12 protein-coding genes are annotated in these 16,404 nt (G+C 67.7%); 10 read left to right on the top strand and 2 right to left on the bottom strand.

Annotated features, from left to right (window positions below; all coding sequences use genetic code 11):
• Positions 1-169 precede the first annotated feature (169 nt).
• From HWX87_RS03875 to HWX87_RS03845, 7 genes are read left to right on the top strand one after another with little or no spacing between them, the layout of a single operon-like run.
• Entirely contained in the window at positions 170-1,633 is a 1,464-nt protein-coding gene (locus tag HWX87_RS03875; protein ID WP_176045881.1) for an MFS transporter, read from the top strand.
• On the top strand, positions 1,630-3,171 hold the full coding sequence (locus HWX87_RS03870; RefSeq protein ID WP_176045880.1) for an FGGY family carbohydrate kinase: 1,542 nt from the start codon (positions 1,630-1,632) through the stop codon (positions 3,169-3,171). The genes HWX87_RS03875 and HWX87_RS03870 overlap by 4 nt, the downstream gene beginning before the upstream one ends.
• 18 nt (positions 3,172-3,189) lie before the next feature.
• Positions 3,190-4,869 carry a glycerol-3-phosphate dehydrogenase/oxidase gene (locus HWX87_RS03865; RefSeq protein ID WP_176045879.1) on the top strand — a complete coding sequence of 560 codons (1,680 nt, stop codon included), beginning with the start codon at positions 3,190-3,192 and terminating at the stop codon, positions 4,867-4,869.
• A complete protein-coding gene (locus HWX87_RS03860) occupies positions 4,866-6,428 on the top strand; it encodes an FAD-binding oxidoreductase (RefSeq protein ID WP_176045878.1) in 1,563 nt (520 codons plus the stop codon). Before HWX87_RS03865 ends, HWX87_RS03860 begins: the two co-directional genes overlap by 4 nt.
• Before the next feature lie 5 nt (positions 6,429-6,433).
• A complete protein-coding gene (locus tag HWX87_RS03855; RefSeq protein WP_176045877.1) occupies positions 6,434-7,009 on the top strand; it encodes a glycerol-3-phosphate responsive antiterminator in 576 nt (191 codons plus the stop codon).
• A gap of 28 nt (positions 7,010-7,037) precedes the next feature.
• Positions 7,038-7,373: a putative quinol monooxygenase gene (locus tag HWX87_RS03850; protein ID WP_124450101.1), complete on the top strand. Its 336-nt coding sequence runs from the start codon at positions 7,038-7,040 to the stop codon at positions 7,371-7,373.
• Complete coding sequence (locus tag HWX87_RS03845) at positions 7,370-8,527, top strand: iron-containing alcohol dehydrogenase (RefSeq protein WP_176045876.1); 1,158 nt, start codon at positions 7,370-7,372, stop codon at positions 8,525-8,527. The genes HWX87_RS03850 and HWX87_RS03845 overlap by 4 nt, the downstream gene beginning before the upstream one ends.
• 36 nt (positions 8,528-8,563) lie before the next feature.
• Here HWX87_RS03845 and HWX87_RS03840 read toward each other — a convergent pair whose 3' ends face one another.
• A complete protein-coding gene (locus HWX87_RS03840) occupies positions 8,564-9,727 on the bottom strand; it encodes an MFS transporter (protein WP_176045875.1) in 1,164 nt (387 codons plus the stop codon).
• Positions 9,728-9,944: 217 nt separating this feature from the next.
• The gene (locus HWX87_RS03835) at positions 9,945-12,125 is read right to left on the bottom strand and encodes an ornithine decarboxylase (RefSeq protein WP_176045874.1); all 2,181 of its coding nucleotides are present in this window, start codon (positions 12,123-12,125) and stop codon (positions 9,945-9,947) included.
• Positions 12,126-12,183: 58 nt separating this feature from the next.
• Between HWX87_RS03835 and HWX87_RS03830 the strand changes: the two genes are divergently transcribed.
• The 3 genes from HWX87_RS03830 to potE all read left to right on the top strand — a co-directional run bounded on the left by HWX87_RS03830 (position 12,184) and on the right by potE (position 16,387).
• Complete coding sequence (locus HWX87_RS03830; protein WP_244137591.1) at positions 12,184-12,435, top strand: hypothetical protein; 252 nt, start codon at positions 12,184-12,186, stop codon at positions 12,433-12,435.
• A gap of 203 nt (positions 12,436-12,638) precedes the next feature.
• Positions 12,639-14,939, top strand: coding sequence for an Orn/Lys/Arg decarboxylase N-terminal domain-containing protein (locus tag HWX87_RS03825; protein ID WP_176045873.1), 2,301 nt, complete (start codon positions 12,639-12,641; stop codon positions 14,937-14,939).
• A gap of 62 nt (positions 14,940-15,001) precedes the next feature.
• Positions 15,002-16,387, top strand: coding sequence for a putrescine-ornithine antiporter (gene potE, locus HWX87_RS03820; protein ID WP_176045872.1), 1,386 nt, complete (start codon positions 15,002-15,004; stop codon positions 16,385-16,387).
• Positions 16,388-16,404 lie beyond the last annotated feature (17 nt).

Below are 16,404 nucleotides of genomic sequence, written 5' to 3'. Positions count from 1 at the left end.
GCGCCGCTCGCTGCAATGCACAACCGACCGCGCTTGACACAGGCGCGCTGCCCACCGTAAATTGCGCTGGCAGATCTAGATAAGAGACTATCTGTAAGATGGTCTCTCCATGCGTCGATCGCATCTGCAATGTCGAGCCTCTTACAGAAAAAATATACGGAGGCCGATTGTGCAAACGATCGCTGTCAAGCTTCATGGCATTGAAGACGTCATCTCCTTTCTCGACGCGCGCCCCGGTATTGCGGGCCGGGCGGGGCTCGTCTGGTGGTTGTCGCTCGGCGGGCTGTTTCTCGACGCATTTTCCAACTCCGCATTGAGCGCCGGCCTCGGGCCGATGACGCACGAATTGCATCTGTCGGCCGCGCAGGTCGCATGGATGACGTCGTTCGCATCGTGGGTCGCGATCGCGTTCAACCCGATCGGCGGCTGGATGGCCGACCGGTGGGGCCGTGTGCGGCCGCTGATCGCCGCGAAGCTGCTGTCGGTGATCGGAGCGCTGCTGGTGGTGTTCGCACCGGATTTCAACGCGATTCTCGCCGGCCGCTTCTTCGTCGGGATGGCGTACGGAATCGACTTCGCGATCGCGATGGCGATGCTCGCGGAGTTCACGCCGGGCCGCCTGAAGAGCCGGCTCAATACCTGGCAGGGCATGTGGTACACGGCCGTCTGCCTGAACCTGCTGCTCGCGCTGGCGTTCCATGCGTGGCAGGTCGGCGATTCGATCTGGCGTTACTCGGTGGCGGCCACCGCGGTGTTCGGCGTCGCCATCCTGGCGCTGCAATGCGCGTTCCTCGTCGAAAGCCCGATCTGGCTCGCGCGCAAGGAAAGGCTCGACGACGCGGCGCGCGCGATGACGCGGATCTACGGGCAGGCCTTCGTCGCCGCGCCCGCGCACGAACGCACCCCCATCGTCAATCCGGCCACGCGCGGCCTCGCGAACGTGCTGCTGATCTTTCGCGGCGTCTACCTGCCGCGCACGATCCTCGCTGCGACCGTGCAGATCGGCCAGTCGATCGAATATTTCGCGATCGGCTGGTATCTGCCGCTGATCAGCGCGGCGCTGTTCGGCAAGGACTTCGTCTACGCGACGCTCGGCGCGCTCGTGTTCAACCTGTTCGGGATCGTCGGCGGTTTCTCGTCGTCGGCGGTCGGCCGCCGTGTCGGCCTGCGCCGCGCGTCGGCGATCGGCTTCGCGGCGGTTTGCGCGATGCTGGTCGTGCTCGGGCTGTTCCATGCGCGCATGCCGCTGTGGCTGTCGGTGGTCGTGCCATCGCTGTTCATCCTGTTCCACTCGGCCGGCCCCGGCGCGAACGGCAAGAGCCTGTCGTCGCTGTCGTTTCGCGGCGAACTGCGCGCGGGCGCGAACGGCATCGTCGGCGCGCTCGGCTCGATCGGCGCGGCGCTCGGCCTGCTGGTCTTTCCGCTGTTTCGCGCGCGCTACGGCCTCGAACACACGTTCCTGATCCTGGCGATCGTGCCGTGCATCGCAAGCGCGATCTGCTTCGCGATCCGCTGGGATCCGACGCGTACGACGATCAATCCCGACAACGAACCCGACGCGCCGCACTTCGGCGAGGACGCGCGCACCGAGTCGGCCTTCCTGAAACCCGCCATCGAGAAAACGCAGCGATGACCGAAACCCGAAACGCCATTCTCGCGATCGACGAAGGCACGTCCGGCACGCGCGCCGCGCTCGTCGACGCGAGCGGACACGTATCGTGCCTTGAATACCTGCCGCTGTCGGTCGAGAGCCCGCGGCCCGGCGTCGTCGAACAGGACGCGAACACGATTCTCGACAAGACGCTGGCAGTCTGCCGCGCGACGCTCGCCCATGCGCATGAGCAGGGTGTGCGCATCGTCGCGCTGGCGCTCGCGACGCAGCGTGCGACCGCCGTGCTGTGGGACACGCGGACCGGGCGCGCGCTCGTGCCCGCGATGGTCTGGCAGGACACGCGTCATGCGGCCGAGCTCGATGGCCTCGCGGCCGACTGGGACCGCGTGCTCGTGGCGCAGGTCGGCCGGCCGGCGGGCGTGCGCTCGCCGTACCTGTGGGCCGTGCATCAGATGCGTACGTCGCAGGCGGTGGCCGACGCACATCGCGCGGGCCGGCTCGCGTTCGGCACGATCGATACGTGGCTGATGTGGCATCTGTCCGATGCGCGCGAGTGCGTGACGACGCCGACCAATGCGACCTCCGCCAGTGCCTACCTGCTCGGCGAACATCGCTATTTCGACCCGTGGCTCGACACGCTGGGCTTTCCACGCGAATTGCTGCCCGCGCTGCGCGAAGACGCCGACACGTTCGGTCGCACGCGCGAGGACGTGCTCGGTATCGACGTGCCGATCCTTGCGTGCGCGGGCGACCAGTTCGCGGGCGCAATCGGCCTCGGCTGCGTCGAGCGCGGCCAGGCGATGTGCGTGCATGGCACCGGCAGCTTCGTCGACCTGCTGACGGGGACGGTGCGCCCCGACGCTGGATCGCACGCGCAACCCGGTCATGCGCACGACGGCACGCTGGCGATGACCGCGCGGCGGCACGGCGGCGTGTCGCATTACTCGCTCGAAACATTCGTCGCGACGACGGGATCGGCGTTGCGCTGGGTCTGCGAAAAGTTGCGCTGGTTCGACGATCCCGCGCAGATCAGCGCACTTGCGGGCACCGTGCAGTCGGCGCGCGGCGTGACGTTCGTGCCGGCGCTCACCGGCCTGCGCGTGCCGCGGATGGAGCCGAATGCGCGCGCGTTGCTGTCGGGCATCTCGATCGCGACGACGCAGGCCGAGGTGGCATACGCGGTGCTCGAAGGCATCGCGCATTCGGTCGCGTCGTGCATGGAGGCCAACCAGGCCGTCGCGCGGGCCGAGGTGTCCGAGCTGATCGTCGGTGGCGGCCTCGCGGGCAGCGACACGCTGCTGCAGATCCAGGCCGACGTGAGCGGCGTGCCGGTGCGCCGGATACGCGAAGGCGACCGGGCGAGCCTGCGCGGCGCGGCATTCCTCGCGGGAGCGTCGGGGCTGATGTGGGATTCGCTCGACGCGGCCCGCGCGACGCTCGTCACCGACGCCGTATTCGAACCTTCGATCGATGCGGACAGCCGGCAGCGCCGGCGTGCGGCCTGGCATGCGCGGATCGCGTCCGAGCTCGCGCACGCGGCCGATTTTGCTCACGCGTAAGTACGGAGAACGACCAGCATGATGTTTTTGCCATCCAGAAAACCACGGACGGACCGTGCCGGGATGACCGGCACCGAGCCGCTGCGCGTGAACCGCGACGAGCATCTGGCGCGACTCGAAGCGGATACCTTCGACGTGCTGATCGTCGGCGGGGGCGTGACGGGCGCCTACGCGGCGTTCGATGCGAGCTTGCGCGGGCTGCGCGTCGCACTCGTCGAGAAGAGCGACTTCGCGTCGGGCACGTCGTCGAAATCGTCGAAGATGGTGCACGGCGGGCTGCGCTACATCGAGCAAGGCAATCTCGGGCTCGTGCGCCATTCGCTGCTCGAGCGGCAGCGATTGCGGCGCAACGCGCGCCATCTCGTGCAGCGCTTGCCGTTCCTGTTCCCGGTCATGGAGCGCGAAGGCGTGTTCGACAAGCGCCTCGCGAAAGCCTTCGAAAGCCTGCTGTGGACCTACGACATCGCCGGCGGCTGGCGCGAGGGCATCCTGCACCAGAAGCTGACGAAGGCCGAAGTACTGTCGCATTGCCCGACCTTCAACGAAACCTACCTGACGGGCGGCTTCCTGTATTTCGACGCGCGCGTCGACGATGCGCGCCTGACGCTGAACCTCGTGCGCACGGCCGCATTTCACGGCGCGACGGTCGCAAACCACGCGCGCGTGGTCGAGCTGACGCGTGACGGCCATGGCAAGGTCGACGGCGCGATCGTGCATGCCGACGGCCGTGAGCGGCGCGTGCGGGCGCGCGTGGTCGTGATGGCGACCGGCGTATGGCTGCGCGACTGGACCGGCGCGCGCAAGGGCGATGCGGCCGCGTTGCAGGTACGGCCCGCGAAGGGCGTGCATGTCGCGATCCCGTGGCTGAAGATCCGCAACGACTGCACGGTGACGATCCCCGTGCCGGGCCGCAACCGCCGCGCGACGATCACGCGCTGGGGCAACGTGTCGTATCTCGGCACGACCGACGAGGACTACGACGGCGATCTCGACGACGTGCATTGCACGCGGCAGGAACTCGATTTCCTGCTGGAAGGCGCGCGCTCCGCGTTGAAGGTCGACCTGAACGCGGCCGACGTGGTCGGCAGCATCGCCGGATGCCGGCCGCTGGTCGGGCCGCCGGGCGGCAAGACGATCGAGATGAAGCGCAATCACGAGATTCACGTCGCGCCCGACGGGCTCGTGACGATCGTCGGCGGCAAGCTGACGACGTCGCGGCACATGGCCGAGCAGACCATCGATACGGTAGGCAAGCTGCTCGGCCGCCGCACGCGCTGCCGCACGAAATCCGCGTACCTGCTCGGCGCGGCCGGCTACGACCCGCAGGCGATCGTTGCATCGGGCGGGCTCGCCGCGCATCTCGGCGAACGCTACGGCACCGAGGCGCGCTTCGTCGGCGATCTCGCCGACGCGACGCCGTCGCTGCTCGCGCCGATCGTCGAAGGGCTGCCGTACAGCGAAGCGGAAGTGCTCTATGCGGTGCGCCACGAATTCGCGCGCAGCATCGACGACGTATTGTCGCGCCGCACCCGCGCGCGGCTGATGGCGCGCGATGCGTCCGCACGCGCGGCGCCGCGCGTCGGCGCGATTCTTCAGGCGGAGCTCGGCTTGTCCGAGGCAGCCGTCGCCAGCCAGGTGCGCGACTACGTCGCCGCCGTCGCACTCGAAAAAGCCATCCTCATGGGAGAACACGGATGATCAGCAAGGAAGCCATCAAGCGCGGCTACAACCGCGGCAACTACGTCGTCGGCGCGCATACGCCACCCCCTTATTCGCTGAACTTGCCCGCCGCCGGCGGCGCACCGGCCGAGGCCGGCATGCAGCGCGCGCCGGTTGCGGTATCGCCGCAGCAGGTCGATGCGCTGCGCGCGGTGGCCGACGAGGTGCTCGCGCAGCCGGCCGACGTCGTCGCGTGGACGCGCGACTGGTGGGCCGCGTCGATGGTCGCGGAAACCGCCGGCCGGCCCGCGACGCCGAATGCGGTCGTCGTGCGCGTGTCGACGGTCGAGCAGGTGCAGGCCGTGATGCGCATCGCGCACGCGGCGACGATTCCGGTGACGGCGTCCGCCGGCCGCAGCAACGTGACGGGCGCGGCGCTGCCGGTGCGCGGCGGCATCGTCCTTGACGTGTGCGGGCTGAACCGGTTGATCGGTGTCGATGCCGAGAGCCAGATCGTCGACGTCGAAGCCGGGATGTTCGGCGACGTGTTCGAGGAAACGCTGCAGCGCGAGCACGGGCTGACGATGGGGCACTGGCCGTCGTCGTTCGGGATCAGCACGGTGGGCGGCTGGATCGCGTGCCGCGGCGCGGGGCAGCTGTCGACCCGCTACGGCAAGATCGAGGACATGGTGTTCGGGATGGACGTGGTGCTCGCGGACGGCAGTCTCGTCACGCTCGGCGGCTATTCGCGCGCGGCGGTCGGCCCCGATCTGCAGCAACTGTTCATCGGCAGCGAAGGGACGCTCGGCATCATCGTGCGTGCGCGCCTGAAGCTGCATCGGCTGCCCGATTACGGCCGCGCGATCGCGTACGGTTTCGATACCTTCGCGGCAGGCCTCGACGCGTGTCGCGAAATCCTGCAGCGCGGCGCGAACCCGGCGGCGCTGCGGCTCTACGACGCACTCGAGAGCGGCGTGCAGTTCGGTCTGCCCGACACGAACGTGCTGCTGATCGCCGACGAAGGCGCGCGCGAGATGGTCGACGCGGTGATGGCGATCAGCGAACGCGTCGGCGAGGAAGGCGGGCGCAAGCTCGACGGCGACGCGATCTTCGAGAAGTGGCTCGATACGCGCTACCTGACCGGCAAGAGCGCGGAAGGCTTCAAGCGCAGCCCGGGTTTCGTCGCCGACACGCTGGAGATGTGCGGCCGCTGGCGCGATCTCGCGGCGATCTATCGCGACGTGGTGGCCGCGCTGCAGGCCGTGCCGGGCACGCTGGCCGGATCCGCCCACCAGTCGCATGCGTATGCGGACGGCGCGTGCCTGTATTTCTCGCTGCGCGGCGACGTCGCGGTGGCCGAGCGGGCCGCCTGGTACCGTGCCGCATGGGACGCGGCAAACGCGGTGCTGATCCAATACAATGCGGCGTTGAGTCATCACCACGGCGTCGGGCTGCTGCGTTCGCCGTACATGCGCGATTCGCTGGGCACGGCATTCCCGGTGCTGCAGACGGTGAAGCGCGCGCTCGATCCGAAGCACATCCTCAACCCCGGCAAGCTCGGTCTCGGCGACGAGACCGGCCCGCACGTCGACCGGTAAACGTCATGGACAAGTCGCTGGGCGCGCGTCTCGCCCGTCATCCCGTCATCGCCACGCTGTATGGCGTCGAGCAGGCCGACAGCTTCATCGACAGCGAGGCCGAGGTCGGCATCGTCGCGAACGTCGACCTGCGCCGGCTGCAGGCGGTAGTCGCGGCGCTCGCCCGGGCCGGCAAGTTCGTGATCGTCAACATCGACAGTTGCGACGGGCTGTCCCAGGACAAGGGCGGCGTCGAGTATCTGGCGGATATCGGCGTCGCGAGCGTCGTGTCGACGCGCGTCGCGACGATCCAGCGCGCGAACCGCGCGGGGCTGATCACGATGCAGAAGGTGTTCGTGACCGATCGCTCGACGTGGCCGCGCAGCGTGAAGGCGATCGAGCAGAGCGATCCGAACCTCGTGCAGCTGATGCCGGCGCCGATGCTCGCGCACCTGAGCGAAGCGGACCGGCAGGCGCTGCCGCCGATCGTCGCGTCCGGCTTCGTCGGCAACGCGGACGACGTCCGCAGCGCGAGGCGGCACGGGGCGGTCGCGGTGTCGACGAGCGACAGCGCATGGTGGAATTTCGACCCGTCGGCGTGACGGGTTTGCGTCGAACATGGAGCGCATCATGAACGAACCTTACCTGCAGGTCATCGCGCATTACTTCGCAGCGCCCGGCAACGGCGACCGCGTAATCGAACTGCTCGCGGAACTCGCGCCGGCGACGCGCGCCGAGCCGAAGAATCTCGACTACGCGTATTTCCGCTCGCCGGAGAATCCCGACCACATCGTGATTCTCGAGCGCTACCGCGACGCGGACGGCCTCGACGCGCATCGGGAAACGCCGCATTTCCAGCGGATCGGGATCGGCGCGATCATTCCGTTGCTCGATCGCCGCGACGTGTCGCGCTACATGGTGCAGCCGGACACCGGCACGGCGACGCCACCGGGAGGCACCCGATGAACCCGTTTCAATTCCGTACCGTTCCGACGCAGATCGTCGAATTCGGCGTCGCGCGCCGGCTCGGCGCATTGTTGCGCGAACGCTTTCCGGCGCTCGTGCGGCTGTGCGTCGTCACCGACGCGTTCCTGCATCGCAGCGGCGTGCTCGCGCCCGCGCTGGAGAGCCTCGCCGCGCACGGCTGGCAGGTGACCGTGATCGACGACGTGATCGCCGATCCGCCCGAGCACGTGGTGCTCGAAGCGACCGAGCGCGCCGTCGCGGCCGATGCCGAGATCGTGCTCGGCCTGGGCGGCGGGTCGTCGATGGACGTCGCGAAGCTGATCGCGGTGCTCGCGCCGCGACAGCAGGCGCTGGCCGACATGTACGGCGTCGACAAGGTCACGAGCGCGCGGCTGCCGCTCGTGCAGATGCCGACGACGGCCGGCACGGGGTCCGAGGTGACGGCCGTGTCGATCGTGACGGTCGGCGAGGCGCGCAAGATGGGCGTCGTGTCGCCGACCCTGTTCGCGGACGTCGCGATCCTCGACGCGGAACTCACGCTCGGCCTGCCGCGTGCGGCGACGGCCGCGACGGGCATCGACGCAATGGTGCATGCGATCGAGGCGTATACGTCCGCGCGGTTGAAGAATCCGGTGTCCGACATGCTGGCGACACACGCGCTCACGCTGCTGTCTCGCAACCTGCTGGCAGCGTGTGACGACGGCCGGAACCGGCATGCGCGCGAGGCGATGCTGGTCGGCGCGATGTTCGCGGGGCAGGCGTTCGCGAATGCGCCGGTCGCGGCCGTGCATGCGCTGGCCTATCCGGTCGGCGGCATTTTCCACGTGCCGCACGGGCTGTCGAATGCGCTGGTGCTGCCGCACGTGCTGCGCTTCAATGCGCCGGCCGCCGCGCCGCTGTATGCGGAACTTGCGGCGATCGTCGCGCCGTCGGCGACGGGCAGCGACGAAGCGCGCACGCACGCGCTGATCGCCGAAATCGACCGGCTGATCGTCGCGACGGGTATTCCGCGCACACTGCGCGAAGTCGGCATTGGCGAAAGCGATCTGGCGCGGATGGCGTCGGATGCGATGTTGCAGACGCGCCTGCTCGTGAACAATCCGCGCGAGGTGACGGAGGCCGACGCGCTGGAGATTTACCGGCAGGCGTGGTGATGCGGCGGGCGCGCGCATCGCGCTGCCTGCCGTGATTCAAGAGGTCCGCACGGCCTGTCGGGCAGGACACGCCGCGACGCATGCGCAGGCCAGCGCGACGGTCACGAGCATGCATCCGGCCCACGGCGTGACGAGCAGTGCGTCGCGCCCGACGAGCACACCGCCGAGCGCCGACCCCAGCGCGACACCCGCATGCATGGCCGATACGTTGATGCCGACGCTTGCATCGGCCAGCGGCGGCGCGGCGTGGATCAGGTAGTTCTGCACGATCGGCGAGATCGACCAGCTGATGCCGCCCCACAGCATCATCGCGGGCACGAACGCGAGCGGCGATGCGCCGGCCGCCGGCAGCACGGCCATCGCGACGAGAAACGCGGCCGGGCATGCGCACAGCGCGCGTGACGCGCCGAGCCGGTCCGAGAACAGTCCGCCGAGCCACGCACCGGTCACGCCGGCGATCCCGAACGCGACGTACAGCCCTTCGAGTGCCGCCGCGCCGGGCGACAGCACGGCCTGCAGATAGGGCGTGAGATACGCGAACAGCGTGAAATGCCCGCCGATCATTGCGATGGACACGAGCTGCGCGGCCAGCAGCCGCGGCCGTGACAGCACGGCACGATACGAAGACCCGGCCGGCATCCCGGCCGACGCCGGCGCCATGCGTGGCAGCCGGCGGGCGAGCCAGATCCCGAGCGGCAGGGCAGGCACGGCGATCGACACGAACACCGCGCGCCAGCCGGCCCATTCGGCGATCCGCATCCCGATCGGCACGCCGAGCACGAGCGACGCGCTGATCCCCATGAACACGATACCGATCGCGCGGCCGCGTTGCGACGCGGGGGCGAGTTCGGCCGCGAACCGTGTCGCGACGAGGATCAGCGTCGCGCAGCTCGCGGCCATCAGCACGCGCGCGGCGAACAGGCTCGCATAACCAGGGCTCGCGGCGGCAAGCAGGTTCGCGGCCGCGAATGCGCCGAGTGCCGCGAGCAGCGCGGTGCGCCGCTCGACGCGCGCGACGCAGGCGGCCGCAACGAGCGCGGCCAGTGCGAATACGGCGGAGAAGATGGTGGTGAGCTGGCCGGCGGCCGCAATCGACACGTGAAGGCCGGCAGAGATCGCCGGCAGGATGCCGACGCAGATGTTTTCGGCGACGCCGGCCAGGAACACGGCGGCGGCCAGCAGGTACACGCGAACGTCCATCGCAAACCCCTCCTGTACGGTCGACACGACAGCGCCGGGCAGGGGCGGGGCCGCATCGGATCGAATCGACGGATGGGTTTCGAGGCGAGGCTTCGGTTATCCCGGAAAGAAGGACGGTACCGCACGGTCAGGCGGGGCGCAAGGGTCGATGCTGGGCGCCGGCGCCCGCGCCGTGCGGCAGTCGCGAAGAAGGGCGGCGCGCTGCCGCCCGTCAGGATCAGGCGCGTGATGCGTCGACGCCGGCCGCCACCACGTACGCCGACGCCTGCTTCGTGCCGTCCGGTTTCGTTTCAAGGTACACGCCCTGGATCTCCGGCTCGAAGCCCGGCAGCGCGTTGATCCCGGCCTCCAGCGCACGGAAGTAGTCGAGCGCCGGGCCGCCCCAGGCTTCGCCGGGCACCACGCAGAAGATGCCGGGAGGATAGGGGAGCGCGCCTTCGGTTGCGATCCGGCCTTCGATGCGGTCGAGCGTGACGAGCTCGACGTTGTTGCGGATCAGCTCGGCATTCGCGGCCTGCGGCTGCATTACCTGCTTCGGGAACTGCGCACGCCGGAACATCTGCTTCTGCAGGTGCTTCATGTCATGGCTGCGGTAGAAGTCGTGCATGCGCTGGCACAGCTGCCGCAGGCGCATGGTGCCGTACAGCTCCGGATAGGCTTCGCACAGCGACGGAATCGCTTCGCGCAGCGGCGTGTCCTGGTCGAGATGGCGCTCGAACTGCGCGAGGTGCGCGACCAGATGCTGCAGCTTGCCGAAGCTTTCCGACGGCGTGAGCAGGAACAGGATCGTGTACAGGTCGGCTTTCTCGGGCACGACGCCGTGCTCGCGCAGGTAGCGCGCGAGGATCGGCGCCGGTGCGCCGAACGGCGCGTACTCGTGCGTGTCGCGATCGATGCCGGGCGTCGTCAGCAGCAGCTTGCACGGGTCGACGAAATACTGGTCGTCCGCATAACCTTCGAAGCCGTGCCAGGTGTCGGCCGGGTGGAAGCGGAAGAAGCGCAGGTCGTCGACGATCTGCTCGGTCGGGTAGTCGGCCCACGGGCGGCCGTCGATCTGCTGCGGAACGAACGGGCGGATCTGGCGGCAGGTCTTCATCAGCAGCTTGCGCGCATCGACGCCGTGTGCGACGCAGTCGCGCCACAGGCGCCTGCCGGCCGGGCCCGCATGCATCTGCGCGTTGACGTCGAGCGCCGCGAACATCGGGTAGAACGGGCTCGTCGACGCATGGATCATGTACGCGTTGTTGAAGCGCCGGTGATCGCAGAAGCGCTTCTGGCCTTCGATGTGGCTGTCCTTCTTGTGGATCTGCGATGTTTGCGAGAAGCCGGCCTGCTGCTTGTGCACCGACTGCGTGACGAAGATGCCGGGATCGTCGGGGCCGAGCGTCAGCATCAGCGGCGAGCAGTCCTGCATCATCGGGATGAACTGCTCGTAGCCGACCCACGCCGAATCGAACAGGATGTAGTCGCACAGATGGCCGATGCGGTCGACGATCTCGCGCGCGTTGTAGATCGTGCCGTCGTAGGTGCCGAGCTGGATCACCGCGAGCCGGAACGGGCGCGGCTGGTCGGCGCGCTCGGGTGCGACGTCGCGGATCGCGTCGCGAATGCGTGCTTCGTCGAGCGCCGCGCTGTCGACGCCGCCGATGAGGCCCCACGCGTTGCGCGCGGTTTCGAGGTAGACCGGCCGCGCGCCGGACAGCACGAGCGCGCCGAGGTGTACCGACTTGTGGTTGTTGCGGTCGAACAGCACGAGATCGTCGGGCGCGAGCAGCGCGCTCGTGACGACCTTGTTCGACGTCGACGTGCCGTTCAGCACGAACCAGGTCTTGTCCGCGTTGTAGATCCGCGCGGCGTTGCGCTGCGCTTCCAGCGCGGGGCCTTCGTGGATCAGCAGGTCGCCGAGCCGGACGTCCGCGTTGCAGAGGTCCGCGCGAAAGATGGTTTCGCCGAAGAAGTCGAAGAACATGCGGCCGAGCGGGTGATTCGAGAAGAACTGGCCGCCCTGGTGGCCCGGGCAGTCGAACTCGACGTAGCCGCGCTGCACGTATTCGCGCATGACCTTGAAGAACGGCGGCAGCAGGTTCTCGCTGTAGATGTCGGCCGCGGCGGAAATCTGCCGGCCGTAGTAGTGGCGGCCGCCGTGCCGGAGCTGGATCACGCCGCTCGCGCTCGGCAGGACCGACGGCGGCACTTCCTGGTCGGGTTCGACCGCGACGAAGAACGGAATCGCGAACCCGGTTTTTTCAACGGTTTTCAGCACCTTTTGTGCCGATTCAATTCCGACGACGATTGCCGCGATATTCGTGAAATCGGTCTGGAATACATCGACCTGTTCGTGCGTGGTGAGGAAGGCGCCGATCAGCGCCGGCTCGACTGCGATTTTCAACAGGCTCACGCGAACTCTCCCGTAAATGTGCGGAAGCGGGAGCGGTATTCGTGCCGGTACGCAATCCATGCGTGATCCGGCATGCACCGCAGCCGATTCAAATGCTCCCGCGAATGCTGAATGCCGAATGCGCGTCGCGCCAGCTGGCCTTGCGCGGCGGGGTGCAGCAGGCGCCGGTCAGCGCACGGCGCAGCCGATCCTAGCAACAAAACCCGGTGAATTCAATCGATTGGAAATGACAATGTCATTGCAGGATGAGGATGATCAAGTTATCTCGAATTTAAATGCTGCGGTGCACATAAAAATGATCAAATCATGAAATCAGCTTTGAAAGCGACCGACGGCTTCACCGAATCGTCTGCTTTTCATTGAAAGTCGTCTATGGCATAGTCGGCAGCGAATTGAATGGCGAATCAAACCGGAATTGCGAGCGTCTCACGCCGTGGACCGTGGCCTGCTGTCCGCGTGCTCGTGAGATGAACAACACAACAATCGAAGCATCGGAACCGCGAGGGCAACATCATGAATACTTCAGCCGGTGGCATTCGTCGTCTCGGCATGCGCGCACTGCTGGTCGATGACGAGATCGCTCAGGAAACGGCGACCGGGCGTGCGGTCCGTACGCTGAGCGCGGAGCTCGTGCAACGCGACATCGACGTGCTCACGGCGACCTCCGCCGACGATGCGATCATGCTGATCCGTTCCGATCCGTCGATCCAGTGCGTGCTGCTCGACTGGGATCTCGGCGTGGACGGCCACGGGCCGTCCGAGGCCGTGGTCGACGCGGTCAGGCAGCGCAACGCCAACGTGCCGATCTTCCTGCTGGCCGACCGCAGCGTCGCGTCGTCGGTGCCGTCCGCGGTGATGGGGCAGGTCGACGATTTCGTGTGGCTGCTCGAGGATACGGCCGACTTCATCGGCGGGCGCATCCATGCGGCGATCGAACGCTATCGCTCGACCGTGCTGCCGCCGATGTTCGGCGCGCTCGCGAAGTTCTCCCGCGTTTATGAATACTCGTGGCACACGCCCGGACATACGGGCGGCACGGGCTTTCTGAAATCGCCGGTTGGCCGCGCGTTCTTCGAATACTTCGGCGAATCGCTGTTCCGCTCGGACCTGTCGATCTCGGTCGGCGAACTCGGCTCGCTGCTCGATCACTCGGGCCCGATCGGCGAAAGCGAACGCTACGCGGCGCGCGTGTTCGGCGCGCATCGCACCTATCACGTGACGAACGGCTCGTCGACGTCGAACCGCATCATCCTGATGGCGAGCGTGAGCCGCGACCAGATCGCGCTGTGCGACCGCAACTGCCACAAGTCGGCCGAGCACGCGATGACGATGTCGGGCGCGATCCCGACCTACCTCGTGCCGACACGCAACCGCTACGGGATCATCGGGCCGATCGCCTCCGAGCGCCTCACGCAGACGGCGATTCGCGAAGCGATCTCGTCGAACCCGCTCGCGGCCGGGCTGGCCGATCGCCAGCCGAAGCACGCGATCATCACGAACTCGACGTACGACGGCCTCTGCTACAACGTCACGCGCGTGGAAGAACTGCTCGGCGCGAGCGTCGACCGGCTGCACTTCGACGAAGCCTGGTACGGCTACGCGCGTTTCAATCCGATCTACCGCGACCGCCATGCGATGCACGGCGACCCGCGCGACCATCACGCGGATCGCCCCACGGTGTTCGCGACGCAGTCGACGCACAAGCTGCTGACCGCGCTGTCGCAGGCCTCGTATATCCACGTGCGCGACGGCCGCAGCCCGATTCCGCATGGTCAGTTTAACGAAACGTTCATGATGCACGCATCGACGTCGCCGAACTACGCGATCATCGCGTCGAACGACGTCGCCGCGGCGATGATGGACGGCCCCGGCGGCGCCGCGCTGACGCACGAATCGATCGAGGAGGCCGTCGCGTTCCGCCAGATGATCGCGCGGATGAACAGCGAATTCGGCGCGAAGGGCGACTGGTTCTTCGAATGCTGGCAACCCGATACCGTGCTCGAGGCGCGCACGGGCCGCACGCTGCCGTTCCACGATGCGCCGCCCGAGCTGCTTGCGAGCGACCCCGCATGCTGGGTGCTGCGCCCCGGCGCGCAATGGCACGGCTTCGGCAATATCGAAGACGGCTACTGCATGCTCGATCCGATCAAGGTGTCGATCGTCACGCCGGGCGTCGCACCGGCCGGCGGCCTGATGCCGGTCGGCATCCCGGCGAGCGTCGTGACCGCGTATCTCGATGCGCGCGGGATCGTCGTCGAGAAGACGACCGACTTCACGATCCTGTTCCTGTTCTCGATCGGCATCACGAAGGGCAAGTGGGGCTCGCTGGTCAGCGCGCTGTGCGACTTCAAGCGCGACTATGACGCGAACCTGCCGCTCGACCTGGCGATTCCGTCGCTCGCGAAGGAGCACGGTTCACGGTATGCGGGCATGGGGCTGAAGGACCTGGCCGACACGATGTTCGCGGCGATGGAGCAACTCGGCACGACGCGGCTGATGTCGGAGGCGTTCTCGATCCTGCCGACGCCGGAGATGAGCCCGGTGCGCGCGTACGAGCATCTCGTGCAGGGCCGCGTCGAGCAGGTCACGCTCGAAGAACTGGCCGGGCGGACGGTCGCCACCGGCGTCGTGCCGTATCCGCCGGGCATTCCGCTCTTGATGCCGGGCGAGAACGCGGGGCCGGCCGGCGGCCCGGTGCTCGGCTACCTGAAGGCGCTCGAAGCGTACGACCGGCGTTTCCCGGGTTTTGCGCACGACACGCACGGCGTGGAAGTCGAGGACGGCACGTATCGCGTGTACTGCCTGACGGCGTGAGCGCCTGAACGGACGAACGAGCGACCGGCCGCGCGGCGGCCTCACATCGAAGGATCGACATCATGGAAAACGCAGCGCGCATGACCGACGCGGCCCCGGCGGCCGCGCCGAAGAACCGGATGAATGTCTGGCAGCTGACCATCCTCACGGCGGTCAACATGATGGGCTCCGGCATCATCCTGCTGCCGTCGAAGCTTGCGCAGGTCGGCACGATCTCGCTGCTGTCGTGGATCGTCACGGCCGGCGGCTCGCTCGCGCTGGCCTACGCATTCGCGCGCTGCGGGATGCTGAGCCGCAAGCCGGGCGGGATGGGCGGCTACGCGGAATACGCGTTCGGCAAGGCCGGCAACTACATGGCGAACTACACGTACGGGCTGTCGCTCGTGATCGCCAACGTCGCGATCGGCGTCACGGCGGTCGGCTACGGCACCGTGCTGTTCGACGCAACGCTGTCGCCGCTGCAGACGGGGATGTGGACCATCTTCCTGCTCGTGCTCACGACGGTCGCGAACTTCGGCGGCTCGCGCATCACCGGCCGGATCGGCGCGGTGACCGTGTGGGGCGTGATCGTCCCGGTCGTCGTCGTGTCGCTGATCGGCTGGTTCTGGTTCAGCGGCGCGACCTGGGGCGCGGCCTGGAACCCGAACAACCTGCCGTTCGGGCCGGCCGTCGGCGGCTCGATCGCGGTGACGCTGTGGGCGTTCCTCGGCCTCGAGTCGGCATGCGCGAACTCGGATGCCGTCGAGAATCCCGAGCGCAACGTGCCGATCGCCGTGCTCGGCGGCACGATCGCATCGGCGATCTTCTACATCGTGTCGACCAACGTGATCGCGGGCATCGTGCCCAACGCGATCCTCGCGAAGTCGAACGCGCCGTTCGGCATTGCATTCGCGACGATGTTCACGCCGACCGTCGGCACGATCGTCACCGCGCTGATGGTGATCGCGTGCATCGGCTCGCTGCTCGGCTGGCAGTTCACGGTCGCGCAGGTGTTCAAGAGCTCGGCGGATGTCGGCTACTTCCTGCCGGTGTTCGCGAAAGCGACGCGCACCGGCACGCCGATCGTCGGCATGGTGATCCTGCTCGTCGCGCAGGTCGCGCTGGCGCTGATGACGATCAGCCCGGAACTGAGCAGCCAGTTCCAGAAGATCGTCGATCTCGCGGTCGTCACGAACCTCGTGCCCTACGTGATGTCGATGGCCGCGCTGATCACCATCCAGAAGGTTGCAAAGGTGCCGCCGGCCAAGGCGCTGCTGACGAACGTGATCGCGATGGTCGCCACCGCGTACAGCTTCTATGCGCTGTTCAGCTCGGGCGAGCAGGCGCTGATGCTCGGCGGCCTGTGCGTGTTCCTGGGCTGGACGCTGTTCGGCTTCGTCAGCGCGCGTTTCTACCAGATGGAAGTCGACGCGCACGTGAAGGAGCCGGGCAAGTCGCTGCAGGCGTGACGGCCGCCGCCGGTGGC

The organism is Burkholderia sp. BCC1644, assembly GCF_902833225.1.
GTDB lineage: Bacteria > Pseudomonadota > Gammaproteobacteria > Burkholderiales > Burkholderiaceae > Burkholderia.
This window is presented reverse-complemented; position numbering and strand designations above follow the sequence as displayed.